Here is a 23006-nt window from a genome sequence, read left to right on the forward strand (position 1 = left end):
GTGGGCGCCGGGCGCCGTGGTCGACGGGGACGGGCGGGACCGGCCGGGCGGGCGCGCGGCGCGCGCGGCCGGTCCGGGCGGCTCAGGCGCCGGCGGCGGCGCGGCTGTGGATGACCCGGTAGGAGTTCCAGTCGCTCTCGGTCTTCAGGGCGTCGATGCGGGCCTGCGACTTCTGGCGCGCCTCGGACTGCTGCGCGGAGGGCTGCCGGCGGTGGGCGTCGTAGCTCTCCTTGCTCGCCCACTGCGAGTAGACGACGGCGAAGGGGCCGTCCAGGAAGCGGGCGCGCAGGCCCTTGAAGACGCTGTGCGAGCGGTAGCCCTCCACGTCCACCAGCCAGGACTGGCCCTCGCCGAGCTCGGCGATCAGCTCGTCCTGGTTGCCCGGGGAGACCTTGAAGATCTCGATGACGGTGTGGTCGTCGCGGTCGGGCGAGACCTCGGTCGCCTCGCCCTGGGAGGGGTGGCGCTGGGTGTAGACGATCTCGCTCTGCAGCAGCCGGATGGAGGTGGTGATGTCCTGGAAGACGGGCAGCGTGCGGTGCTTGAACTCCTCGCCCGCGTACCGCTTCTCCAGGTCCTCGCCGCTGCGCCACTGGATGAAGTTGGCGGTGCCGGGGCTGTCCTGTCCGGCGTGCACGGTGGAGGAGATCCAGCCGTCGAACGCCGCGGTGTCGACGATCTTGCGCATCTCCTGGATCAGCTGGTCCTGGTTCTCCGGCTTGTCGGTGGTGAACAGGTTGAGGACGGTCAGGTGCTTGTCCTGGGTGGAGATGTAGGGCATGGCGTCGGGTCTCTTCCTGTCGGACTGTCAGGGGTGGGTGCGCGGCGTGCGGGCCGGGCGGCGGGCGGCGGTGTGCTCGGGCGGCGGTCAGGCGGCGGGGCCGAACCAGCGCTCCAGGGCCTCGGGCAGGGTGCTCGCGTCCGGGTCGGGCGCGATCCAGGCGATGTAGCCGTCGGGGCGCAGCAGGATCGCGTCGGCGGCGGGCAGGCCTTGGCCGGGCCGTGCGGTGACGATGTCGACGCGGTCCGACCAGGCCTTGGCGGCGGCGGGCAGCGGGCTGTCGCCGCCGAGGTCGAGGAGCACGCCGCGGCCGGTGTGCAGCAGGGCGTGGACGCTGGTGGGCCGGCCCTCGCAGGTCAGCTCGCCGTCGGCCAGGCGCCGGCCGAGCAGGGGATGCTCCCCCGCGCCGACGTCGTGGCGGATGTCCAGGCCGGTGACCATGCCGACCAGGTGGCGCTGGACCGACTCGTAGCGGACGAGTTCGGTGAACACCTCCAGCAGCGGGGTGATCTCCTCGCCGCCGAGGTAGAGGATGCGCTGGGCCAGGGTGTTGGTCAGGATGCGGGCGCCGACCGGGTGGCGCTCGGCGTGGTAGGTGTCGAGGAGTGTCTCGGGGGCCAGGCCCTTGAGGACGAGGGCGAGTTTCCAGCCGAGGTTGACCGCGTCCTGCACGCCGGCGCTCATGCCCTGGGCGCCGATGGGCAAGTGGATGTGCGCGGCGTCGCCCGCCACGAACACCCGCCCCTGCCGGTAGCGGGCGGCCTGCCGGCTCACGTCGGTGGTCGAGCTCACCCACAGCGGGGTGGCGGCGTGGATGTCCTCGCCCGACAGTTCCTGGAAGGTGTCGGCGACCTCGTCGAAGGTGATCGGCTCGGTGCTCTCGCGCAGCGGTCGGCTGCGGTCGTAGTAGATGATGCGGCTGCGGTCGGGGCCCAGCGGCAGCACCATGATCATGCCGCCGGGCACCCGCTCGCCGGCGAAGCGGGGCCGCAGCCGCACCCCGGCGATGTCGGCGAAGCGCAGCTCGATGGCCGGCTCGGTGCCGGGGAAGTCGATGCCGGCGGCGCCGCGCACCGCGCTGCGGGCGCCGTCGCACCCGATCACGTAGCGGGCGCGCAGCTGCCCGCCGTTGGCCTCTCCCCCGGTGCCGGCCGTGTGCAGGGTCACTCCGTCCGCGTCCTGGGTGAGGCCGGTGACCTCCACCGAGCGGAGGATGCGGGCGCCCTGCTCGGTGGCGTGGCCGGCGAGCATCGCCTCGGTGCGGGACTGGGGGATGCCGCGGGCGCCGTAGGAACCGCCGCTGATCACCTGGTAGTCCAGCGGTACGCCGCCGAAGTGCCCGGCGGGGATGACGTCGACCTCGCCGAGGCGGGCGAGCAGTCCGCGCTGGGAGAATTCCTCGATGGTGCGCGCGGAGAAGCCGAGAGCGCGTGACTGCCGCATCGGTTCGGCGAGCCTGTCGAGCACGGTCACGGAAATTCCGTGCAGCGCCAACTCACCGGCAAACATAAGACCGGTGGGTCCTGCACCTACGATGATCACGTCCGCGTCATAATTGTCCATCGTCGCCCATCCGCCGTCGTGTGGTTGATGTTTTACGAGTATGGACAGCGCCCGAGCAGCCGGTAAAGGGACGCCGGTACACAGCTTTTGCAGTCCACTACAGAAACGTGCGGACAACGTCAGATCTTTGACAGGCGGGGTTGGTCGGTGCGGGTTTGTGGGCGCATTCTCAAGCATGACCTCGACTGAAGCTGAATCCTTCACTCCGGACTCTCCGGATACGGCCATGGTGGATGCCTTTACGGTGCGCGGTCTCCTGGACCGCTATCTGCTGGCGTTGGACACCGAAAAGCTCGACGACGCGTGGGCGCGCACGTTGTTCACCGAGGACGCGGTGGTCGCATTTCCGCTGAGCCGGCACGAGGGAAGGGCCGGGCTCGCCGCGTGGCACCGGGCCGCGCTGGAGAATTTCGCGCGCACCCAGCATCTGAACTCGCCCGCGGTGGTGGACCTGTTGGGCGACGAGGCGGCGCTGCGCGCCAATCTGCTGTCCACGCACGTGCACCATCCCGGCGGCCCGGGCCCGGAGTTGTTCACCACCGGCACCTCGGTGTCGGGTGCGGCCCGCCGCACCGCGGGCGGCTGGCGGCTGACCCGGCTCGCCTTCGGGCTGATCTGGGTGGACGGGGTGCCGCCCGGCGCCCGCGGCTGATGACCGGCGGGTCCGCCGCGGGCGGCAGGTCAGCAGTTCAGGCTCAGCACCCGGTCGACGGTGATCTCCACGACCACGCGGCCGGGCGGGCTGGGCGGGCCGGAGAAGTAGCGCTCGGTGTAGCGGCGGACCCCTTCGGCGACGCGTTCGGGGGCCTCGACGACGCGGGCGGTGCCCTCCAGGCTGACCCAGGCGAAGCCGTCCACCTGGCACAGTGCGACGCGTGCGTGCGGCGCGGCCAGCACGTTCTTGACCTTGCGGGTCGTGTTCACGGTCAGCACGCGGGCCAGGCCGGCCGGTGCGTCCCAGGTGAAGCGCACCGGCGTCAGGTGGGGCGAGCCGTCGGGCCGCAGCGTGCTCAGCACACCGGTGTGCGGCGCGGTGAGGAACCGGCGGGCCGCGGGGGACATCGCCGTCGCGCCGGCGCGCTGCGGGGAGAGCGTCATCGTCTTGGACTCCTCTGTGGTCTCACCGGCGCAACGCGCCCCGGCACCCGGTCAGTCGATCCCGCGGATCACGTTCCACTCCGCGGGATCGTCCTCCTCCTCGTCCACCCCGGCCAGCCGGAGCACCGGCGCGATCCCCTCGACGCCGCGTGTCTGCCGCTCACGTTCGGCCTCGTCCATGGGCCTGTCCTTCCGCGACCGTGCACCGTGCGGAGCCGGCTTGCTCCACCCGCCCACGTTGGCAAGGCCCTCTTGAGGCCGGGCGGAGGGGCGGCTCGAGTCCGCCTCGATGCCGCATCGCGCGGGGCGCGCGGGGCGCGCGGGGTGCACGGGGGGCCGCGGCGGTCGAGTCGGCTTCGAATCCGGTGCGACCGGCGGCCTCCACGCTGGCGGCTCCCGGCGCGCGCCCGGCCCATCGCCGCCCCGCGGCCACGCCCCGTTGGAGGGACCCCCATGGCCAGCTTCATCAGGCGTCTGTGGCGCGAGGTGTACGCGTCCTTGCGGGCGTACGGCGCCTTCTACATCTCGGCGGCACATCCTGCCGCCGCCCCTCCCCCGCCGCCCGCCCCTCCCCCGCCGCCCGCCGCGCGGCCGGGCGGGCCGCCCGCGGGCCATCCGGAGCGGCTGTGCCCGGAGGTCGCCCTGACCCCGGTGGAGCGCGCCCTGAACCGGCAGCTGGAGAACGGGCCCTGAACGGCGGGGGTCAGACGGCTTCCTGGCGGCTTCGCAGCCGCTCGGCGAACAGGCTCCACTCCCTGCCGACGTTCTCCGCGATGGGCGCGATGACGCCGACCCAGTGCGCGGGGACGGCGTTGACGAGCTCGCGCCAGCCGTCCGGGTCGCCGGCGTGCAGCGCCATCCACTGCAGGAACTCCTTGCCGCCCGCGGTGTAGCGCACGCACGGGTCGCCCGCGACCTTGGCGGCGACCGTCTCCCAGGCGGGGGGTGTTTCGGCCGGGGCGGGGACCGCGCGGCGCGGCGCGGGCTCGTCAGCTGCCGGGGGCGGGCCGGGCCGGGCCGGGGGGTGCGGGGCCTGCGGGGCGTCCTCGGGCCGGTCGGCGGGGTGCAGGGTCAGGCGGGCGCCGGGGCCGCGCAGTCCGTTGCGTTCGGGGCTCACCCCGCGGCGCAGGCGGGCGCTGACGTCGTGGACGGTGCCCAGGGACACCTCGGTCTCCCGGGCCACCTCGCGCAGCGTGGCCTCGGGGTGGGCGTGGATGTAGGCGGCGGCGCGGCGGCGGCCCTCGCCGGCGCCGACCGAGCGCAGTTTGCCGTCCAGGCCCAGGCGTTGGCCGCCGGGCGGGGTGGCGCAGGCGGAGCGTTCGCGCAGGACGGCGATCGTCTTGGCGCTCAGCCCGGTGACGCTGGCGATGGCGCGGTCGGACCACTCGGGGTGGGCCGTAAGGACGCGTTCGGCTCCGCCCACCCGGTCGGCCCGCGACAGCGGAAGCCCGTGGGAACTGTTGGCCTTCATGGCAAGGACGAGCGCTTCGGCGTCGGTGCAGTCGACGAGCCGCGCCTGAATGCTGTGGTCGCCGCGGAGTTTCGCGGCCTCCAGCCGGTGCAGGCCGTCGATGATGCGCCAGCCGTCTTTCTGGACGAGTACGGGCGGCAGGGGCGAACGGCTGGACGCTTCGACGAGCAAATGGAGATAGGCGGCGTTGATGCCGCCCTGGCGCAGGTGCAGTCCGGGCGACAGCGCGTGCACCGGGAGTTCCTGCGCCGGTGTCTTCTCGATGTGCTGCCCGCCGATTGCGGGGCCGGTTCCCTCGCCGCTCTCCGGTGCGCCGTACCGCGGGGCCGGGGGCTGCACCGGAGAATGCGCCGGAGAAGGCACCGCGGAATGCGCGGTGGAATGCGCCGTGGAATGTGCAGTGGAATGTGCGGCGGAACTCAAACCGTCTGCGATCACCGTAGCCCGCCCGTCTTTGAAAGCCATCCGGTGTGCCCTTTCTGCTGCCATTCCGGATGAGCGTCGCAGCGGTTTCTCTAGCCCCAGTAGAGGGTGGGTCGACGGTCGTCGGATTACGGGCGGGGGCAGGTTTCAGCGCCGTACGAGCAGGCCGCGGCTGCGCAGGACCCAGCGTTCCAGGGGGCTGAAGACGAGCAGGTCGATGGCGATGCCGACCAGCAGGATGAGCAGGATGGCCTCGAAGACCATGGCCATGTCGCTGGCGTTGCGGCCGTTCTCCAGGAGCTGGCCCAGGCCCAGGCCGAGGTCGGGGAAGGACGCGATGATCTCGGCGGCCATCAGGGAGCGCCAGGCGAAGGCCCAGCCCTGTTTGAGGCCGGCGACATAGCCGGGCAGGGCGGCGGGCAGCACCACGTGCCAGGTGCCCTTGAGGCCGGTGGCGCCCATGGTGCGCCCGGCCCGCAGGAACAGCGGCGGCACCTGGTCGACGCCGGAGACCAGGCCGTTGGCGATGGAGGGGACCGCGCCGAGCAGGATCACCGCGTACATCATCGAGTTGTTCAGGCCCAGCCAGATCACCGCGGGCGGCACCCAGGCCACCGAGGGCAGGGACTGCAGGCCGGACAGGATCGGGCCGATCGCCGCGCGCAGGAACTTCAGCCGGGCCACCAGCAGGCCCAGCGGGGTGCCGATGAGCAGGGCCAGGCCGAAGCCGAACAGGCCGCGCGAGACGGACGTCCAGATGTAGCCCAGCAGTTCGCCCTCCAGCCAGGCCTGGTGGGCCACCTCCCACACGGCGCCGGGGGCGGGCAGTTTGCCGGGGTCGTCGACGATGGAGAAGGAGACCAGGCCCTGCCACACCGCGAGGACCAGCGCGATGGCGGTCAGGGGCGGCAGGACCTTCTCCTTGAGGGTGAGGGTGAAGGGCCTGCGCACGGTCTGGGGGGTTTCCAGGGCGTCCAGGCCGGCGAGGTCGTTGCCGTCCTTGGGGGCGCTGGTGTCAGTACTGGCCATGTCGGCGGATCTCCCCCCGCAGCTGTTCGGTGATCTCGATGGAGAGCTCGGCGACGGCGGTGTCCTCGATGCGGCGCGGCTGGGGGATGTCCACGGCCCATTCGCGGGCGATGCGCCCGGGGCGGGAGGACAGCAGGATCACGCGCTGGGCCAGGCGGGCGGCCTCGCGCACGTTGTGGGTGACGAACAGGACGGAGAGCTGGGTCTCGCTCCAGATGCGGGTCAGTTCGTCGTGCAGCACGTCGCGGGTGATGGCGTCCAGGGCGGCGAAGGGTTCGTCCATGAGCAGCAGGCGGCTCTCCTGGGCCAGGGAGCGGGCCAGGGCGACCCGCTGGCGCATGCCGCCGGACAGTTCGTGCACGCGTTTGCCGTGGGCGCCCTTGAGGCGGACCAGTTCCAGGAGTTCCTCGGCGCGTGCGCGGCGCCGTTTGGGGGCGATGCCGCGCAGCCGCAGGGCGAGTTCGATGTTCTTGCCGGCGCTCAGCCAGGGGAACAGGGCGTGTTCCTGGAACATCAGGGCGGGCCGGCCGTCGGTGGTGATCTCGCCGGTGGTGGGCCCGTCGAGGCCGGCCACCAGGTTGAGCAGGGTGGACTTGCCGCAGCCGGAGGCCCCCAGGAGGGTGACGAACTCGCCGGGTGCGACGGTGAGGCTGATGTCGTCCAGGACGAGCTGGGGCCCTGCGGGGCCCGCGAAGGACTTGGAGACGTGCTCGAGGCGGGCGGCGTGGCGGGCCGTCGCGGTGCCGTCCGCGGTCTTGGCGAGGGTCGTGGTCATGGTCGTCACCTCCGGGAAGTCATCGAGGGGGTTGGCGCACGCCCAGGTTGGCGTCGTCCACCGGGCGCTGCCCGGCGGCCTTGAGGACCTGGTTGAGCAGGGTGAGGTCGTAGATGCCGGACAGGTCGGGGCGCTGGAGCAGGCCGGCCCTGACGGCGTGGGCGGCCTCGGTGCGCAAGGTGGCGGCCAGCGGGTCGTCGGTGAAGTCGATCGACTGCCAGGCCGGGTCCAGGACCTGGCGGGGCAGGGCCTTGCCGGCGTCGGCGGCCAGCTGGCGGTTGGCGGCCCGCTTGGCGGGGCCGGGGTGTTGGTGGATCCACCGGTTGGTGTCCACCGACGCCTTCAGCACCGCCCGGACGACGCGGGGGTGGCGGGCGAGGAACCGCTGCGAGACGACGATGTTGGTGATGACGAAGGTGCCGCCGGGCCACAGCCTCTTCTCGTCCAGCAGGACCTTGCCGCCCTGGGCGACGAGTTTGGCGGCGGTCGGCTCGGGCACCCACGCGCCGTCGATGGAGCCGGAGTTGTAGGCGTCGGGGGTGACCTTGTTGTCGCTGCGCACCACGGTCACCTCGCCCGTGCCGCGCTGCGCGTCGACCTGCCAGCCTTGTTCGGCGATCCAGTTGAGGAAGGCGACGTCCTGGGTGTTGCCCAGCTGCGGGGTGGCGATCTTCTTGCCGCGGACGTCGTCCAGGGAGGTGATCTTCTTGGGGTTCACGACGAGTTTCACCCCGCCCGAGGCGGCGCCGCCGATGATGCGCAGGTTCGTGCCGCCGGACTTGGTGAACCCGTTGATCGCCGGGGACGGCCCGATCCAGGCGATGTCCAGGGACCCGGAGTTGAGGGCCTCGATCGCGGAGGGGCCGGCGTTGAAGGTGGCGTACCTCGCGCGGGTGGCGCCCAGCGCCTTTTGGAAGAAGCCCTGCCGGTTGGCGACCAGCGCGGTGGCGTGGGTGAGGTTGGCGAAGTAGCCGATCCGTACCGAGTCCAGGCCGTCGATCTTCTGTGCGCCGGCGGCGATGCGCACGGTGTCCTTCTCCTTGGCCTGCGAGCCGTAGCCGCAGCCGGCGGGCGCGAGCAGCAGCAGGGCGGCCAGCAGGGCCGGTGCGGTGCGCCGGGTCAGAAGTCCCATTCCTCGTCCTTGGCACGGTCGGTGGCCGGGTCCGGGCCGGCGAAGGACTCGCCGACCATGCCCGCGGTCAGGGTGGTGCCGTCGGCCGGGTCGATGAGGATGAACGAGCCGGTGCGCCGGGAGTGGGCGTAGGTGTCCAGGGGCAGCGGTTCGGCGGTGCGCAGCCGCACCTGGCCGATGTCGTTGGCCAGGAGCCGGCCGGGGTGCGGGTAGGGCGAGAGGTCCTCCAGGGTGAGGCGGGAGGGGATGTCGGTGACCAGGGCCTTGACCGTGCGGGTGCCGTGTTTGAGGAGCACCCGGTGGCCCACGCCCAGCGGCTGGTCGGCGACGTGGCACACGGTCGCGGTCACCTCGCGGGTGGTGGCCGGCGCGTCGGCGGCCGGCACGATCAGATCGCCGCGGGAGACGTCGAGGTCGTCCTTGAGGAGCACGGTCACCGACTGCAGGGCCCGGGCGGTTTCGACGGGCCGGCCCAGGCGTTCGATGGCGGTGATGGTGGTGGTGCGGCCCGAGGGCAGTACGCGCACCTGCTGGCCGGTGCGGAAGGTGCCCTCCGCGATGCGGCCGGCGTAGCCGCGGTAGTCGGGGTGGGCGGGGCTCTGGGGGCGGATGACGTACTGCACGGGCAGCCGGGCGGCGCAGGGCGCCAGGTGGTGGTCGACGGGCACGGTCTCCAGGTGTTCCAGGACGGTGGGGCCGCCGTACCAGTCCATGTGCGCGGAGGTGTCCACGACGTTGTCGCCGGCCAGGGCGGAGATCGGGATGACGGTGACCTCGGGGCCGCCCAGTTCCTTGACGTAGGCGGTGTACTCCTCGGCGATCGCCGCGAAGGCGGCCTCCTCGTAGCCGACGAGGTCCATCTTGTTGACCGCGAGGACGATGTGCGGGACGCGCAGCAGGGCGGCGATGGCGGTGTGGCGGCGGGTCTGTTCGACGACGCCGTTGCGGGCGTCGACCAGGATGATCGTCAGTTCCGCGGTGGAGGCGCCGGTGACCATGTTGCGGGTGTACTGCACGTGGCCGGGGGTGTCGGCGAGGATGAAGCGGCGTCTGGGGGTGGCGAAGTAGCGGTAGGCGACGTCGATGGTGATGCCCTGCTCGCGTTCGGCGCGCAGGCCGTCGGTGAGCAGCGCCAGGTCGGGGGCGGCCTGGCCGCGGTTGCGGGAGGCGTGGGCGACGGCTTCCAGCTGGTCGGCCAGGACCGACTTGGAGTCGTGCAGGAGCCGGCCGACCAGGGTGGACTTGCCGTCGTCGACGGAGCCGGCGGTGGCGAAGCGCAGTGTGTCGGCGGCGGTGTCGCTCAGAACGCTCATCAGAAGTACCCCTCGCGCTTGCGGTCTTCCATCGCGGCCTCGGAGAGCTTGTCGTCGGCGCGGGTGGCGCCGCGTTCGGTGAGGCGGGACGCGGCGATCTCCGTGATGACCTTGTCGATGGTGTCGGCGTCGGAGTCCACCGCGCCGGTGCAGGACATGTCGCCGACCGTGCGGTAGCGCACCCGGCGTTTCTCGGCCCGCTCGCTATCCTTGGGGCCGCCCCACGCGCCGGCGGTCAGCCACATGTGGTTGCGTGCGAACACCTCGCGTTCGTGGGCGAAGTAGATGGCGGGCAGGTCGATGTGTTCGCGGGCGATGTACTGCCACACGTCCAGCTCGGTCCAGTTGGACAGCGGGAAGACGCGGACGTGCTCGCGGGGCAGGTGCCGGCCGTTGTAGAGCTGCCACAGTTCGGGGCGCTGGCGGCGCGGGTCCCACTGGGAGAACTCATCGCGCAGGGAGAACACGCGCTCCTTGGCGCGGGCCTTCTCCTCGTCGCGGCGTCCGCCGCCGAAGACGGCGTCGAAGCGCTGCTGCTGGATGGTGTCGGTCAGCGGGCGGGTCTGCAGCGGGTTGCGGGTGCCGTCGGGGCGCTCTTTGAGCACGCCGCGGTCGATGTAGTCCTGCACGTGGGCGACGTGCAGGCGCAGCCCGTGCGCGGCGACCACGCGGTCGCGGTACTCAAGCACCTCGGGGAAGTTGTGGCCGGTGTCCACGTGCAGCAGCGCGAAGGGCACCGGCGCGGGCGTGAACGCCTTGAGCGCCAGGTGCAGCATGACGATGGAGTCCTTGCCGCCGGAGAAGAGGAGCACCGGGTTGTCGAACTCGCCCGCCACCTCGCGGAAGATGTGCACCGCCTCGGATTCCAGGGCGTCGGGGTGGGAGAGGGCGTAGGGGCTCTCGCCGGCCTGCACCGTGTCGAGGGGCGGTGTCATAACAGTCCCCTTTCGGTGAGCAGGGCGTGCACCGCGGCGGCGGACTCCTTGACGCTCTGGTGCTGGGCGGGCAGGCGCAGGTCCGGTGCGGCGGGCTCCTCGTAGGGGTCGTCCACGCCGGTCAGGCCCCGGAGCTGGCCGGCGGCCTGCTTGGCGTACAGGCCCTTGACATCGCGTGCGCTGCACACCTCCAGGGGGGTGGCGACGTGCACTTCGAGGTAGGGGGTGCGGTTGCTGTCGTGGCGTTTGCGGACCGCCTCGCGGCTGTCGGTGTACGGGGCGATCACCGGGGCCAGTGCCAGGATGCCGTTGCGGGCCAGGAGTTCGGCGACGTAGCCGATGCGCTGCACGTTGGTGTCGCGGTCGGCGCGGGAGAAGCCGAGGCCGGCCGAGAGGGCCTCGCGGATCTCGTCGCCGTCCAGGACCTCCACGCGGTGCCCGTCCGCGCGGAGCCGGGCGGCCAGCTCGTAGGCGATGGTGGTCTTGCCGGCGCTGGGCAGGCCGGTGAGCCACACGGTGACTCCGGTCGTCACGGGCATCTCCTGGGGGGGTCGGGGGGTGTTGCCGGTGCGGCGTGCGGGTCTCAGAGCGTCCGGGCGGGCGGGTGCGGGGCGCCGAACCAGCGGGTCAGGACGTCGGTGAGGTCGCTGTCGGTGCCGGGCGCGGTCCAGGCGACGTAGCCGTCGGGACGGATGAGGACCGCCTGCGGGGCCGCACCGGCCGTATCGGCCGGGTCGGTGGTCCAGGTGCCGGTGACGATGTCGATGCGGTCGGACCAGTCCTGGGCGAGCTGGGCCGCCTTGCCGCCCGTCCCGTCCGCGCCGTCGGTGGCGATCAGGACGCCGCGGGCGGCGTGCAGCAACTGCGCGATGCGGGTGCGGGTGCCGTCCGGGCGGGTCAGTTCCCGGGCGGGGGGCATGCGCCGGCCCAGCAGGGGGTGTTCGCCCGGGCCCAGGTCGTAGCGGATGCCCAGGCCGCTGAGGACGCCGGCCAGGTGTGCGGCCGCGTCCTTGTGGGTGAGCACCTCGCCGAGGACCTCGCGCAGCGGGGCCATCTCCTGCCCGGTCAGGCGCAGTTCGATGGCGGCGCGGGCGTTGCGCGCCAGTTGCTCCCCGATGGGGTGGCGCTCGGCGTGGTAGGTGTCCAGGAGGGCTTCGGGGGCGCGGCCGGCCAGCACCGATGCCAGTTTCCAGCCCAGGTTCACCGCGTCCTGCACGCCCACGCTCAGGCCCTGGGCCATCGCCGGGGGCTGGACGTGGGTGGCGTCGCCCGCCAGGAAGATCCGGCCGCGCCGGTAGTCGGCGGCCACCCGGGAGGCGTCGGTGAAGCAGCTGATCCAGCGGCACTGCCCGTGGTGGATGGACTCGCCGGTCAACCGCTGCCAGGCGTCGGCCAGTTCGGTGTACGTGAGGGCCTCGCGGTCCTTGGGGCGCATGCCCCGCTCGTAGGCGACGATGCGGGTGACGCCGTTCTCCAGGTCCATCGCCATGATCATGCTGCCGTCGGGGAGGTTCTCGCCGATGCGCCGGCGGCGGGTCTCGATGCCGGTGACATCGGCGGTGTAGAAGCCGCGGGTGGGTTCGGGGCCGGGGAAGTCGATGCCGGTCAGCTTGCGGACGGTGCTGCGGCCGCCGTCGCAGCCGATCAGGTAGCGGGCCCGGTCCCGGCCGGCCCCTTCCGGTCCCTCGAAGTCCACGGCGACGCCGTCGGGCCCTTGGTCCAGGTGGGTGACCTCGTATCCGCGGCGGATGGGCACGCCGAGTTCGCCCGCCCAGTCCTCCAGCATCCGCTCGGTGCGGAACTGCGAGACGCCCCGGGCGCCGCTGTGGTCCTCCTCCAGGATGCCCAGGTCGATGGGGACCCCGCCGAAGTGGGCGTCGGCCGGCTCCGTGTCGCCCAGCCGGTCGAGCAGTCCGCGCTGGTCGAAGCTTTCGACGGCGCGGCGGGTGAGGCTGGCGCCGCGCGATTCGCGGGCCGGGGCGGGCAGCTTCTCGTAGACGACGACGTCGGCGCCCGCCAGGCGCAGTTCGCCGGCCATCATCAGCCCGACCGGGCCCGCGCCGACGACTATCACGTCCCTGGTCATGCTCACGCTCCTGTTCGCTGGGGGGCGCCGGATGCGGCGGGGGTGCCGGGAGTGCCGGGGGTGCTGGGGGCGCCGAACCAGCGGGTCAGGACGTCGGTGAGGTCGCTGTCGGTGCCGGGCGCGGTCCAGGCGACGTAGCCGTCGGGGCGGATGAGGACGGCCTGCGGGGCCGCACCGGCCGTATCGGCCGGGTCGGCCGGGTCGGCCGGGTCGGTGGTCCAGGTGCCGGTGACGATGTCGATGCGGTCGGACCAGTCCTGGGCGAGCTGGGCCGCCTTGCCGCCCGTCCCGTCCGCGCCCTCGGTGGTGACCAGGACGCCGCGGGCCGCGTGCAGCAGCTGCGCGATGCGGGTGCGGGTGCCGTCGGGGCGGGTCAGCTCGTGCTGGGGCGGCATGCGCCGGCCCAGCAGGGGGTGTTCGCCCGGGCCCAGGTCGTAGCCGATGCCCAGGCCGCTGACGATGCCGGCCAGCTGCCCGGCGGCCTCCTTGTGCGCCACCAGTTCGCCCAGCACGCCGCGCAGCGGATCCATGTCGGCGTCGCCGAGGTAGAGCATCGAGGCGGCCTGCGCGTTGCGGATCAACTGCTCGCCCACCGGGTGGCGTTCGCCGTGGTAGGTGTCCAGCAGGTGCGCGGGCGCCCGGCCGGCCAGGTGCGCGGCCAGTTTCCAGCCCAGGTTCGCCGCGTCCTGCAGCCCGGCGCTCAGGCTCCAGGCGGCCAGCGGCGGCATGGCGTGCGCGGCGTCGCCCGCCAGCAGCACCCGGCCGCGCCGGTACTCGGTGGCCAGGGCGGCCGCGTTGTTGCACGACCACATCCACTGCGCGGTGGCGTGGTGGATGGACTCGCCGGTCAACCGCTGCCAGGCGTCCGCGATCTGAGGGAACGTCAGCGTGGCGGGGTCCTGGTGCGGGGACAGGCCCTTGTCGTGGACGACGATGCGGCAGCGGCCCTCGCCCAGCGGGGTGCACACCACCATGTGCCCGCCGGGCAGGCGTTCCCCGATGGGCCGCGGGCGCAGCGTGATCCCTGTCAGCTCCGCGGTGTACATGCCGCGGGTGGCCTCCCACTGGCGGGCGGTGATGCCGGCGGCCTCGCGGACGGTGCTGTGCGGGCCGTCGCAGCCCACCACGTAGCGGGCCCGGTGTTCGCCGGGGCCCTCGGGCCCCCGGCAGGTGACGACGACGCCGTCGCTCTCCTCGCGCACCGCGGTGACCTCGACGCCGCGGCGCACCGGCACCCCGAGTTCGGCGAGCCGGGCGGCCAGCATCTCCTCGGTGCGGGCCTGGGACAGGCCGAGCACGCCGCTGTGGTCCTCCTCCAGCATGCCGAGGTCGAACCGGACGCCGCCGAAGTGGCCCATCGGCCCCCACCGGAAGGCGCCCAGCCCGGCCAGCAGGCCGCGCTGGTCCAGGGTTTCGGCCGCGCGCCGGTTGAAGCCGAGCGCGCGGGATTCCCCGGAGGGTGCGGGAAGCTTGTCGAAGACGGTGACATTCACACCGCCCAGGTGGAGTTCGCCGGCCAGCATCAATCCGACCGGACCGGCACCGACAATTATTACGCCAGTTTCCATTGTTGACCTTCCACGCGGGCGGCTGAGGAATCGTCGATGTCAAACTACACATCAGCATGTTCGGCTGCAATGACGGTGCTGAATTCATAAGTCGGCCCGCCCGCCCCCGCGTTCAACCGCTGATTTCCCGCGGTTGAACGCGGCGGGCGGACTCTTTCCCCGACTTCGGTCAACTTCGGTGACTTCTGCGACTTACCCGGGGTGCACGGGCTGCCCGGGTTTTTACGGGACGGGGTCGGGCTGCGGGCCGGCCTGGCAGGTGGCGTCCGCGCCCCTGGCGGCGGGCGGGCGGCCGCCGTCCTTCAGGTAGGCGTCGACGACCGTGTTGACGCAGGCGTTGGCGTTGCGGGACAGGGACGTCTCGTGCTCGTAGCCGTTCTGCTCCACCAGCAGCCGGGAGTCGGGGAAGCGGCGGTGCAGGTCGCGGGCGCCGGCCAGCGGGGACCCGGCGACGTGCTCGCCCTGCACCACCAGGACGTTCACGCCCTTGGCGCCGACCTTGTGCGGGGTGCCCGCGGGCACGGGCCAGAACGCGCACGGCGCGTTGTACCAGGCGTTGAACCAGGTCAGGAAGGTGTTGCCGGAGCGGTAGTCGCGCGTGTAGTCGCGGTGCCAGCGCTGCCAGTCGCGCGGCCAGGGCGAGTCGGTGCACTGCACCGCGTTGTACATGGCCTGCTTGTTCTGCGTGGGGTAGCCCGGCTCGTTGAAGGCGGCCTTCAGGCCGGTGGCGTCCCCGCGCAGCACCCAGTCGGCCAGGGCCTTGGTGTGGCCCGTCCAGGCGGAGCGGCGGTAGAGGTCGACGAGGAACATCTCGGTGTACTCGGCCGGGCCTATCTTGCCGTCGACGGGGGCCGTGCGCAGCCGTTGCATGCCTTGGTAGTACTTCGCCTCGACCGCGGCGCGGGTGGTGCCCAGGTGGTAGGTGGCGTCGTTGCGGGCGATCCAGGAGAAGTAGTTCTCGGCGCTCTTCTCGAAGGTCGCGTTCTGGGCGAGGACGTTCTTGTACCAGCCCTTGGCGGGCAGCATCACGGTGTCCAGGACCATCCGGCGCACCCGGTGGGGGTACATCGAGGCGTAGACCGAGCCGAGGTAGGTGCCGTAGTCCCAGCCGAAGTAGGTCAGTTGCTCCTGGCCCAGGGCCGCGCGGATCAGGTCCAGGTCGCGGGCGGTGTCCTTGGTGCTCAGGAAGTTCAGGGTGTCGCCGTGGGCGCGGCCGCAGCTGTCGGCGAAGACGCGGGCCCGGGTGCGCCAGGCGCGTTCCTCGGCGTGGGTGCGGGGCACCAGGTCGGCGCGGGCCTTGCCGGGCCAGACGTACTCGGGTGCGCAGGTGATCCGCGGTTGGCTGGCGCCGGTGCCGCGCGGGTCGAAGCCGATCCAGTCGTAGGTGGCGCCGACGGCCGGGGACAGGCCCGAGGTGCCCTTGGCGAAGCGGGTGGGCAGGTCGCGGCCGAACTGGCCGGGCCACTGGCCGCGGTTGAGCAGCACGATGCCCTGGTAGCGGTCCTCGGGTGCGGTGTGCCGGGCGCGGGTCAGCGCCAGGTCGATGGTGCGGCCCCGCGGCTTGTCGTGGTCGAGCGGGACGGCGAGCGTGCCGCACTCCAGGCCCTTGAGCAGGCCTCCGACGACGGGGTCCTCGTCCGGGCAGGGCGACCAGGAGACGGTGGACGCCACCCGCTCCGGCGAGGCTTTCGCCGGGGCCGCGGTGACCGCTCCCGCCAGGGCGGTGGCGGCCGCCGCCGTAATTGCCAGTAACTTCCTCACGTAATCCCCTTCTTGAGGCAGATACGCCGCCGGGCCGGGCCGATATGCGGGCAGGCCGGCGAAGCCGATTTTCTCGGGCGGGTCCAGGGGGCGGCGCGAGACTATCGGGTGCGGGAAGTGGCGCGAAAACAACCGCGGTTGAACAATGACCGGCGGTCGAGCGGTACTGGAACGGCGGTATCGGGCCGGAACAGCGGGACTCGTTCCGTAAATGCAAAAATCCCCGCGGCCAGCCGGTAATGGGCTGTCCGCGGGGAAAGGGAAAGAAATGCAGCGGGTGGTGTGCGGGGGTGGTGCCTACCGCGCCCCGCCGGGGGCTGCTGCCCCGCCGGGTGCGGGCGCGCTGCCGGGGGCGGGCGGGCCGCCGGCGGCCATCTGCTGCATCCGCTCACGCATGTTCGCGGTGGTGTTGGCGTGCGGGAACCGGGTGGCGGGCACGTCGGTGCCCAGGAACGCGCACAGCGGCTCCCAGCCCCCGGTGACGTCGTAGACCAGGAGGTTGTCCGCGGGGACCGCGTCGATGATCTCCTGGTTGCGGCGGTGGTAGACCTCGATGGCGTGGTCCTTGTCGGAGAACCGGCCCTGGAACAGCCCCTCCCAGGTCATGACGTTGGTCATGCGGAAGACCCGGGCCTGGCGGGTGCCCTGCTCGGGCGGGGTCTCCTTGTTCTTCAGGACGAACTGGTACAGCGTGTTGTACGTGCTCTCGTACCAGCCGTCCGCGTCGCGCACCGTCAGGACGACCTTGGCCTCGGGGAAGGCCTTGATGATCTGGTCGTAGTAGAAGGAGGGCGGGCCGTCCACCGCGGAGGTGTAGCCCTCGAACACCGCGTCCCAGTCGGGCTGTTGGCCCTCGCAGATGATGCGCTCCCACTGTTCCAGGCGCTTCTCGTCGCCGACGATGTCGAACATGTGGTAGCAGGGGCCGTAACCGAGCTGTTCCAGCGCCACCTGGAGTGAGGTGGTCCCGGTCCTGCCGAGACCGGCGTTGATGAGCTTCAACACGGTGCGGTTCCTTCCCTGCTGCTGGGTGGTCGAGTGGGGTGCGTGAGGGGCCGGCCGTCACTGTTATGACGCCCGGCGGCGCACCGATGTGACAGCCCCTCGTCACCGCACGGGCCGGGGCCCGCGGGGGACGGGGCGGGCTCGGGTCAGCGCCAGGCCGCGGGCACCTGCCGGGTGGCGACGTTGATGCGGTTCCAGCAGTTGACCAGGCCGATGTGGATGACCAGGGAGGCCAGTTCCTCCTCGGTGTAGTGGCCGGCCGCGTCCTGCCAGACCTCGTCGGGCACCGCGTCCTCCCGGCCGCTGAGCTCGGTGGCGTCCTCGGCCAGCGCCAGCGCCGCGCGCTCGGCGGGGGTGAAGCAGGTCGCCTCGCGCCACTCGGCGACCTGGGGCAGGCGGGCGTCGGCCTCGGCGGCCTGCCCCAGGTCGTCGGGGATGGTGTAGATGCGGCCGTTGATCTGGCTCACCCGCAGCCGGATGAGATCCAGGGTCCGCTGCGGCACGCCGACCCTGCCGATGACCTTGGTCAGGTCGAGCAGGGGCTGCAGGGCGTCGGGCACGACCAGCGAAGGGTTGTTCATCCGCGGTGGCATCGGGGCGTCTCCTGTGAGTCGGGCCCGCGCCGACGCGCCGACGCGCCGCCCGGCGGCAGACGCACGGGGGCGGACGGGCAGGGCGGGGCGGGCAGCGGCGAGTGCCGGTCCACCAGGCTGCCGCCGCCTCGTGCGTTGGTGCAAGTGCCGCGCGAACAGGGCGCCTGGCAGCTGGTGTTCGACCGCGTGGTTGCCGCAGTTGAACATCCCCCACGTTCACGACGCCCCCGGGCGCGCCGGGCGAACTGTGTGACGCTTCGGTGGGCTCACCGCCCGTGACCACCCCCCTTTTTTTCGACGGACAGAAGGGACCACCGACGTGCCCCTCGAGAAGATCGCGCTCGTCACCGGCGCCAACAAGGGCATCGGACAGGAGACCGCACGGCAGCTGGGCGAACGGGGCGTCCTCGTCCTGGTCGGCGCCAGGGACGAGGTGCGCGGCAAGCAGGCGGCCGCCGCGCTGGCGGAGAGCGGCGTCACGGCGGCGGCGCTGCGCCTGGACGTACGCGATCCGGCGTGCGTGGCCGAGGCCGCCGCCGTCATCGAGCAGCGCTACGGGCGCCTGGACATCCTGGTCAACAACGCGGGCATCGCCGGCCGGTTCACGTCCGCGCCCAGCCAGGCGGCCGCGGACGACCTGCGTGAGGTGTACGAGACCAACGTCTTCGGCGTGGTCACGGTCACCAACGCGATGCTGCCGCTGCTGCGCCGCTCGCCGGCCGGACGCATCGTCAACATGTCCAGCCACCTGGGGTCGCTGGCCCTCAACGCCGATCCGGCCTCCCCCATGGCGCACGTCAACATGCTCGCCTACCAGTCCTCCAAGACCGCGCTGAACGCGCTCACCCTCGCCTACGCCAAGGAGCTGCGGGACACGCCGATCAAGGTGAACGCGGCCCATCCCGGCGTGGTGGCCACCGACATCAACGGCCACCGCGGGCAGCGCACGCCCGCCCAGGGCGCCGTGATCGCGGTGCGGCTCGCGCTGCTCGACGCGGCGGGGCCCACGGGGGCCTCGCTGTCGGAGGAGGGCCCGGTGCCCTGGTAGCGGCCCGGCCGGGGGCGGCGGCGGGCGCGGGCTCCGATGAACCTCGTCCTGAGCTCGGCTCATCCTCAAGAGCCCCGGCGGAACGTGTGGCCCGGCCCATGGAGATCCGGCGGACACCGGATGCCCCGACGTGTGGAGGAGAGCGGGAGCGATGAGCTTCATCAAGGTTTGTCCGGTGGACAAGATCCCGGCCGGCGGCGCGCTCGCGGTGGAGGTCGAGGACGCCCCGGTCGCGCTGGTGCGCAGGGACGATGCCGTGTACGCGGTCAGCGACCTGTGCTCGCACGCGGAGGTCTCCCTCGCCGAGGGGGAGGTCTACGGCACCACCATCGAGTGCTGGCTGCACGGCTCCTGCTTCGACCTGCGCACCGGAGAGCCCGTCAATCCGCCGGCGACCCGGCCGATCGCCACCTACCGGGTGAAGGTCGAGGACGGCTACGTCTACGTCTCGCCGGACGCCGCGGACTGAGAGCCGGGACCGGGCACCGACGGACCAGGCACTGACCAAGGGACGGCCGACAACCAGGACACGGGCTTACCGACAGCCAGGACCAGGGCTTACCGAGAACCAGGGACAGGTGGACATGAACTCAGCGAAACCGCCGGTGGTCGGGATCACCGCACGCACGGTCCCGGTCACCCTGCAGGGCACCGACATGGTGGTCAGCCTCTCGCTCCAGTCGCACGTGGACTTTCTGGCCGCGGCGGGCTGCGTGCCGGTGGTGCTGCCGGTGCGGCCCGGCGTCGAGCAACTGCTCGGCCAGGTGCAGGGGCTGCTCGTCCCGGGCGGCCCGGACCTCGATCCGGCGCTGTACGGGCAGGAGCGGCACCCGCTGACCCGGGTCGCGAGCACCGATCTTGACCGTGCCGAACTCGCCCTGATCGGGGCGGCGTTGACGGACGGGTTGCCGCTGCTGGCGATCTGCCGCGGCATGCAGCTGCTCAACGTGCGCTGCGGGGGCACCTTGCACCAGCATCTGCCGGAGGTCACCGGCGACGACGGCCACCGCCCGCAGGGCGCCGGCTTCGAGTTCGGCCGGCACGTGCTGGACCTGGAGCCCGCCAGCCGTATCGCGCGGGTCTTCGGCGAGGACACCCCCAAGACCGCCTGCCACCACCACCAGGCCGTGGACCGGGTCGGCGAGGGCCTGACCGCCACCGCCCGCACCTCCGACGGCGTCGTCGAGGTGGTCGAGGCGGCGGGCCACCCCTTCGCGGTCGGCGTGCAGTGGGAGGCCGGCCAGACCGAGGACGACCGGCTGCACCGCGCCCTGGCGGACGCCGCCCGGCGCCGTTGAGCCACCCGGCGGGAGCCGGCCCGGCGGGATCCACCCGTCGTTGACCCGGACTACAGACCCCCTGGCCATCCTTCGACAGCAGCTCGCCACAGCAGCTCGCGACAGCAGCTCGGTAAAGACAGCACAGCCGACGCACGACCTATTTCGTGCCGCTCTCATTCCCGGCACATTCCCCGGCACATTCGGCAGTTTCCGTGAGCGTGGGACTGTCACCTTCCGGAAGGACGAAAATGGGAACAGTCGAGGTTCCGGTTCTTATCGTGGGCGGTGGCGGATGCGGTCTTTCCGCCTCCAACTTCCTGTCCGATCACGGTGTGGACCACCTGCTCGTCGAACGGCACGCGGACACCGCGCACGTGCCCAAGGCGCACTACCTCAACCAGCGCACGATGGAGATCTTCCGCCAGCACGGCCTGGACGGGCCGATGGTGGAGCAGGGCGCGCCCCTGGAACTGTTCGGCAAGCTGCGCTGGCTGACCTCGCTGGCCGGTGACGGGCCGATGGACGCGCAGCACATCCACGAGATCGACGCCTTCGGCGGCGGCTCGCTGCGCGAGCGGTACGAGGCGGCCGGGCCCGTCCTGCCGGTCAAGCTGCCGCAGGTGCGCCTGGAGCCGCTCCTGCGCGCCACCGCCGAACAGCGCCGCCCCGGACGCATCCTGTTCGGCCACGAGATGACCGGCTTCCGCGACGAGGGCGACCGGGTGGTCGCCGAGATCCGCGAGCGGTCCACCGGCGAGACGACCACGGTCACCGCCCGCTACATGATCGGCGCCGACGGCGGCCGCACGGTCGGCGCCGCCCTGGGCATCGAGATGCGCGGCGTGCCCGCACTGCTCGACGTGACGACCGCGTACTTCACCGCCGACCTGTCGCAGTGGTGGCAGGAGGGCACCCTGCTGACGCACTTCCTCAACGCCCACGACCCGGACCTGTGCAGCAACCTCATCGAGATGGGGCCCAGTTGGGGCAAGGCGTGCGAGGAGTGGGTGCTGCACTTCCCGCCGATGGACGCCGACCGCCTGGACGAGGAGTCGGTGGTGGCCCGGGTCCGGGAGCTGCTGGGCCTGCCCGAGCTGGAGCTGACCCTGCACCACGTGACGAACTGGACGGTGCAGGCGCTGGTCGCCGAGCGCTACCGCAAGGGGCGGGTGCTGCTGGCCGGCGACTCCGCGCACCGTCAGCCGCCCACCGTCGGCCTGGGCCTGAACTCCGGCATCCAGGACGCCCACAACCTGGCGTGGAAGCTGGCCGCGGTCCTCGACGGCCGTGCCGACGACACCCTGCTCGACACCTACGAGTCGGAGCGGCGCCCGGTGTGCCGGCTCAACGTCGACTGGGCGGTCTCGGCGGCCTCCCACCACCAGGCGGTGCTGGACACGGTGGGCCTGGGCCCGCACGCCCCCGCGCAACGCCGGCAGCGGATGTTCGCCTCGTACTTCGAGCAGTCCCCCATCGGCGAGGTGGTGCGGGCCAGGACCGCGGAGATCCTGGACACCCACCGGGCCGGCTGCCAGGCGCACGACTTCGAGATCGGCTTCCACTACGAGCAGGGCGCACTGGTCCCCGACGGCAGCAACCCGCCCGCGCGGGTACCGATGCGCGATGTGTACCGGCCCACGACCCGGCCCGGGCACCGGCTGCCGCACGCCTGGCTGGAGCAGGACGGACGGCGCCTGTCCACCCACGACCTGACCGGCTCCCCGGCCGGGTTCGTCCTGATCACCGGGGCGGAGGGCACCGCGTGGACGGAGGCGGCCGCGCAGGTCGCGGAGAAGCTGTCCCTGCCCATCCGCGCGGTCCGGATCGGCGCGGGCGCGGAGTTCACCGACGTCGACGGCGGCTGGGCGCAGGTCCGCGAGGTCGCCGGGGACGGCGCCGTCCTGGTGCGCCCCGACAACCATGTGGCCTGGCGCAGCACGGGCGCCGCCGACCAGCCGGCGGAGCTGCTGGCGAACGCGTTCTCCCGCATTCTCGACCACCGTGTCAGCGACGGTTCCGCTTCCTGATTTCCCGTACCCGGCGAAAAAAGGGCGGCCGCGGCAGCAGGACCGGCAGCGGCCGCCCCCACACACCCCTTTCAACGGCCGCATTTCACGGCCCCCTTGCACGGCACCTTTCGCGGCACGACTGGCGGCACGAATCGCGGCACGACTTTCACGACGGAGGAATACGGTGACGGTAGACGGAACGGTCCTGGTGCTGGGCGGAACCGGCCGCCAGGGAGGTGCGACGGCCCGCGCCCTGCTGCGCCGGCAACGCGTCGTGCACGCGCTGGTGCGTGATCCGCAGGCTCCCGCGGCGCGCGCGCTGGCCGAGGCGGGCGCGGTGCTCGTGCGCGGGGACCTGGAGGACACCGACTCGCTGCGCGCGGCGATGCGCGGGGTCCAGGGCGTGTTCAGCGTCCAGACGTTCCGCGGCCCGGGCGGGGTGGAGGCCGAGGAGCGGCAGGGCAAGGCGGTCGCGGACGCGGCCGCCGAGGCGGGCGTGGAGCATTTCGTGTACAGCTCGGTGGGCGGCGCGGACCGCTGCGAGGTCATCCCGCACTTCCGCAGCAAGTTCAACATCGAGCAGCACATCGACAAGCTCGGCCTGCCGGCGACGGTGCTGCGGCCGACCATGTTCTACGACATCCTCCTGGACCTCGGACCCCGGCCGGTGGGCGGCGAGCTGGTCCTTGGCCTGTGGCTGCGGCCCGAGGTCGCCGTCCAGGTGATCGCGACCGGCGACATCGGGGCGTTCGCCGCGGACGCCTTCGGCGATCCGGGGGCGTGGCTGGGCCGGCGGGTGGAGATCGCCAGTGCCGAGCTGACCGGCCCGCAGATCGCCGCCGCGTTCGGCCGGGTGGCCGGCCTGCCGGCCCGCTACGAGCAGCGCTCCTTCGAACCGCTGCGCACCGCCCGCCCGGACCTGGCCGCGATGTTCGACTGGCTCGATACGGAGGGCTACAGCGCGGACATGGCCGAGCTGCGCCGCGTGCGCCCCGGCCTGGTCGGCCTGGAGGGGTGGCTGCGCGAGAACTGGACGGTGCCGGTGGCCTAGGTAGGGCCTGTGCCGGAAGTCCCGCCTGCCCCGCGACGCCCGGCACGCACTCCCCCACGCCTGAAGGGCGCGGGGGGGGACCCCC

23 protein-coding genes are annotated in these 23006 nt (G+C 72.4%); 7 read left to right on the forward strand and 16 right to left on the reverse strand.

The genetic code is table 11. The features are described from left to right. Positions 1-82 precede the first annotated feature (82 nt). Together DEJ48_RS00250 and DEJ48_RS00255 are read right to left on the reverse strand one after the other, a co-directional pair. Positions 83-781, reverse strand: coding sequence for an antibiotic biosynthesis monooxygenase family protein (locus DEJ48_RS00250; protein ID WP_150213304.1), 699 nt, complete (start codon positions 779-781; stop codon positions 83-85). Between the two features lie 87 nt (positions 782-868). Further along, positions 869-2344, reverse strand: a complete 1476-nt coding sequence (locus DEJ48_RS00255) for an FAD-dependent monooxygenase (RefSeq protein WP_150213306.1) — start codon at positions 2342-2344, stop codon at positions 869-871. Between the two features lie 175 nt (positions 2345-2519). Here DEJ48_RS00255 and DEJ48_RS00260 point away from each other — a divergent pair, with 175 nt between their 5' ends. Continuing rightward, entirely contained in the window at positions 2520-2996 is a 477-nt protein-coding gene (locus DEJ48_RS00260) for a nuclear transport factor 2 family protein (protein WP_223831813.1), read from the forward strand. A 29-nt stretch (positions 2997-3025) separates the two neighbouring features. Here the strand turns inward: DEJ48_RS00260 and DEJ48_RS00265 are convergent, their stop codons facing one another. Both DEJ48_RS00265 and DEJ48_RS40715 read right to left on the reverse strand, forming a co-directional pair. Further along, on the reverse strand, positions 3026-3442 hold the full coding sequence (locus DEJ48_RS00265) for a pyridoxamine 5'-phosphate oxidase family protein (RefSeq protein WP_411757408.1): 417 nt from the start codon (positions 3440-3442) through the stop codon (positions 3026-3028). 51 nt (positions 3443-3493) lie between these two features. Next, positions 3494-3622 (reverse strand): hypothetical protein, encoded by a 129-nt coding sequence (locus DEJ48_RS40715; RefSeq protein WP_263399426.1) that lies wholly within the window; start codon positions 3620-3622, stop codon positions 3494-3496. 273 nt (positions 3623-3895) lie between these two features. On the opposite strand from DEJ48_RS40715, the gene DEJ48_RS00270 reads away from it, so the two are divergent. Then, positions 3896-4135 carry a DUF6059 family protein gene (locus DEJ48_RS00270; protein ID WP_150213308.1) on the forward strand — a complete coding sequence of 80 codons (240 nt, stop codon included), beginning with the start codon at positions 3896-3898 and terminating at the stop codon, positions 4133-4135. Between the two features lie 10 nt (positions 4136-4145). Here the strand turns inward: DEJ48_RS00270 and DEJ48_RS00275 are convergent, their stop codons facing one another. From DEJ48_RS00275 to DEJ48_RS00330, 12 genes are all read right to left on the reverse strand, one after another. Beyond that, positions 4146-5252, reverse strand: a complete 1107-nt coding sequence (locus tag DEJ48_RS00275; protein WP_223831814.1) for a ParB/RepB/Spo0J family partition protein — start codon at positions 5250-5252, stop codon at positions 4146-4148. A 231-nt stretch (positions 5253-5483) separates the two neighbouring features. Further along, positions 5484-6365, reverse strand: a complete 882-nt coding sequence (locus DEJ48_RS00280; protein ID WP_150213312.1) for an ABC transporter permease — start codon at positions 6363-6365, stop codon at positions 5484-5486. After that, positions 6352-7140, reverse strand: coding sequence for an ABC transporter ATP-binding protein (locus DEJ48_RS00285; RefSeq protein ID WP_150213314.1), 789 nt, complete (start codon positions 7138-7140; stop codon positions 6352-6354). The genes DEJ48_RS00280 and DEJ48_RS00285 overlap by 14 nt, the downstream gene beginning before the upstream one ends. 19 nt (positions 7141-7159) lie before the next feature. Then, on the reverse strand, positions 7160-8272 hold the full coding sequence (locus tag DEJ48_RS00290) for an ABC transporter substrate-binding protein (RefSeq protein WP_150213315.1): 1113 nt from the start codon (positions 8270-8272) through the stop codon (positions 7160-7162). Further along, a complete protein-coding gene (locus DEJ48_RS00295) occupies positions 8260-9585 on the reverse strand; it encodes a sulfate adenylyltransferase subunit 1 (protein ID WP_150213317.1) in 1326 nt (441 codons plus the stop codon). The genes DEJ48_RS00290 and DEJ48_RS00295 overlap by 13 nt, the downstream gene beginning before the upstream one ends. Beyond that, entirely contained in the window at positions 9585-10520 is a 936-nt protein-coding gene (gene cysD / locus DEJ48_RS00300) for a sulfate adenylyltransferase subunit CysD (protein ID WP_150213319.1), read from the reverse strand. Before cysD ends, DEJ48_RS00295 begins: the two co-directional genes overlap by 1 nt. After that, positions 10517-11053 (reverse strand): adenylyl-sulfate kinase, encoded by a 537-nt coding sequence (gene cysC, locus DEJ48_RS00305; RefSeq protein WP_150213321.1) that lies wholly within the window; start codon positions 11051-11053, stop codon positions 10517-10519. The genes cysD and cysC overlap by 4 nt, the downstream gene beginning before the upstream one ends. A 50-nt stretch (positions 11054-11103) precedes the next feature. Next, positions 11104-12606: an FAD-dependent monooxygenase gene (locus DEJ48_RS00310; RefSeq protein WP_150213323.1), complete on the reverse strand. Its 1503-nt coding sequence runs from the start codon at positions 12604-12606 to the stop codon at positions 11104-11106. 2 nt (positions 12607-12608) lie between these two features. Next, on the reverse strand, positions 12609-14174 hold the full coding sequence (locus DEJ48_RS00315) for an FAD-dependent monooxygenase (protein ID WP_150213325.1): 1566 nt from the start codon (positions 14172-14174) through the stop codon (positions 12609-12611). Positions 14175-14396: 222 nt separating this feature from the next. Then, positions 14397-15935, reverse strand: a complete 1539-nt coding sequence (locus DEJ48_RS00320) for an alpha/beta hydrolase (RefSeq protein ID WP_150213327.1) — start codon at positions 15933-15935, stop codon at positions 14397-14399. A 297-nt stretch (positions 15936-16232) separates the two neighbouring features. Next, positions 16233-16940 (reverse strand): sulfotransferase family protein, encoded by a 708-nt coding sequence (locus DEJ48_RS00325; RefSeq protein WP_150213329.1) that lies wholly within the window; start codon positions 16938-16940, stop codon positions 16233-16235. 146 nt (positions 16941-17086) lie between these two features. Further along, the gene (locus DEJ48_RS00330) at positions 17087-17533 is read right to left on the reverse strand and encodes a carboxymuconolactone decarboxylase family protein (RefSeq protein ID WP_150181796.1); all 447 of its coding nucleotides are present in this window, start codon (positions 17531-17533) and stop codon (positions 17087-17089) included. A gap of 319 nt (positions 17534-17852) precedes the next feature. On the opposite strand from DEJ48_RS00330, the gene DEJ48_RS00335 reads away from it, so the two are divergent. The 5 genes from DEJ48_RS00335 to DEJ48_RS00355 all read left to right on the forward strand — a co-directional run bounded on the left by DEJ48_RS00335 (position 17853) and on the right by DEJ48_RS00355 (position 22921). Further along, positions 17853-18581, forward strand: coding sequence for an SDR family oxidoreductase (locus tag DEJ48_RS00335; RefSeq protein ID WP_150213330.1), 729 nt, complete (start codon positions 17853-17855; stop codon positions 18579-18581). A gap of 151 nt (positions 18582-18732) precedes the next feature. Then, the gene (locus tag DEJ48_RS00340) at positions 18733-19050 is read left to right on the forward strand and encodes a Rieske (2Fe-2S) protein (protein WP_150213332.1); all 318 of its coding nucleotides are present in this window, start codon (positions 18733-18735) and stop codon (positions 19048-19050) included. Positions 19051-19165: 115 nt separating this feature from the next. Then, on the forward strand, positions 19166-19879 hold the full coding sequence (locus DEJ48_RS00345) for a gamma-glutamyl-gamma-aminobutyrate hydrolase family protein (RefSeq protein WP_150213334.1): 714 nt from the start codon (positions 19166-19168) through the stop codon (positions 19877-19879). 230 nt (positions 19880-20109) lie between these two features. Continuing rightward, complete coding sequence (locus tag DEJ48_RS00350) at positions 20110-21888, forward strand: FAD-dependent monooxygenase (protein ID WP_150213336.1); 1779 nt, start codon at positions 20110-20112, stop codon at positions 21886-21888. Positions 21889-22054: 166 nt separating this feature from the next. Beyond that, on the forward strand, positions 22055-22921 hold the full coding sequence (locus DEJ48_RS00355) for an NmrA/HSCARG family protein (RefSeq protein ID WP_150213338.1): 867 nt from the start codon (positions 22055-22057) through the stop codon (positions 22919-22921). Positions 22922-23006: the final 85 nt, after the last annotated feature.

It is taken from the genome of Streptomyces venezuelae (assembly GCF_008642315.1).
Lineage (GTDB): Bacteria > Actinomycetota > Actinomycetes > Streptomycetales > Streptomycetaceae > Streptomyces > Streptomyces venezuelae_D.

Excerpts from the sequence above, each read along its gene's own strand:
- DEJ48_RS00280 (WP_150213312.1), bottom strand. The coding sequence starts at position 6,365 with ATGGCCAGTACTGACACCAGCGCCCCCAAGGACGGCAACGACCTCGCC.
- DEJ48_RS00330 (WP_150181796.1), bottom strand. The coding sequence starts at position 17,533 with ATGCCACCGCGGATGAACAACCCTTCGCTGGTCGTGCCCGACGCCCTG.
- DEJ48_RS00315 (WP_150213325.1), bottom strand. The coding sequence starts at position 14,174 with ATGGAAACTGGCGTAATAATTGTCGGTGCCGGTCCGGTCGGATTGATG.
- DEJ48_RS00250 (WP_150213304.1), bottom strand. The coding sequence starts at position 781 with ATGCCCTACATCTCCACCCAGGACAAGCACCTGACCGTCCTCAACCTG.
- DEJ48_RS00310 (WP_150213323.1), bottom strand. The coding sequence starts at position 12,606 with ATGACCAGGGACGTGATAGTCGTCGGCGCGGGCCCGGTCGGGCTGATG.
- DEJ48_RS00260 (WP_223831813.1), top strand. The coding sequence starts at position 2,520 with ATGACCTCGACTGAAGCTGAATCCTTCACTCCGGACTCTCCGGATACG.
- DEJ48_RS00340 (WP_150213332.1), top strand. The coding sequence starts at position 18,733 with ATGAGCTTCATCAAGGTTTGTCCGGTGGACAAGATCCCGGCCGGCGGC.
- DEJ48_RS00350 (WP_150213336.1), top strand. The coding sequence starts at position 20,110 with ATGGGAACAGTCGAGGTTCCGGTTCTTATCGTGGGCGGTGGCGGATGC.
- DEJ48_RS00255 (WP_150213306.1), bottom strand. The coding sequence starts at position 2,344 with ATGGACAATTATGACGCGGACGTGATCATCGTAGGTGCAGGACCCACC.
- DEJ48_RS40715 (WP_263399426.1), bottom strand. The coding sequence starts at position 3,622 with ATGGACGAGGCCGAACGTGAGCGGCAGACACGCGGCGTCGAGGGGATC.
- DEJ48_RS00345 (WP_150213334.1), top strand. The coding sequence starts at position 19,166 with ATGAACTCAGCGAAACCGCCGGTGGTCGGGATCACCGCACGCACGGTC.
- DEJ48_RS00285 (WP_150213314.1), bottom strand. The coding sequence starts at position 7,140 with ATGACCACGACCCTCGCCAAGACCGCGGACGGCACCGCGACGGCCCGC.
- DEJ48_RS00265 (WP_411757408.1), bottom strand. The coding sequence starts at position 3,442 with ATGACGCTCTCCCCGCAGCGCGCCGGCGCGACGGCGATGTCCCCCGCG.
- DEJ48_RS00290 (WP_150213315.1), bottom strand. The coding sequence starts at position 8,272 with ATGGGACTTCTGACCCGGCGCACCGCACCGGCCCTGCTGGCCGCCCTG.
- cysD (WP_150213319.1), bottom strand. The coding sequence starts at position 10,520 with ATGACACCGCCCCTCGACACGGTGCAGGCCGGCGAGAGCCCCTACGCC.
- DEJ48_RS00295 (WP_150213317.1), bottom strand. The coding sequence starts at position 9,585 with ATGAGCGTTCTGAGCGACACCGCCGCCGACACACTGCGCTTCGCCACC.
- DEJ48_RS00270 (WP_150213308.1), top strand. The coding sequence starts at position 3,896 with ATGGCCAGCTTCATCAGGCGTCTGTGGCGCGAGGTGTACGCGTCCTTG.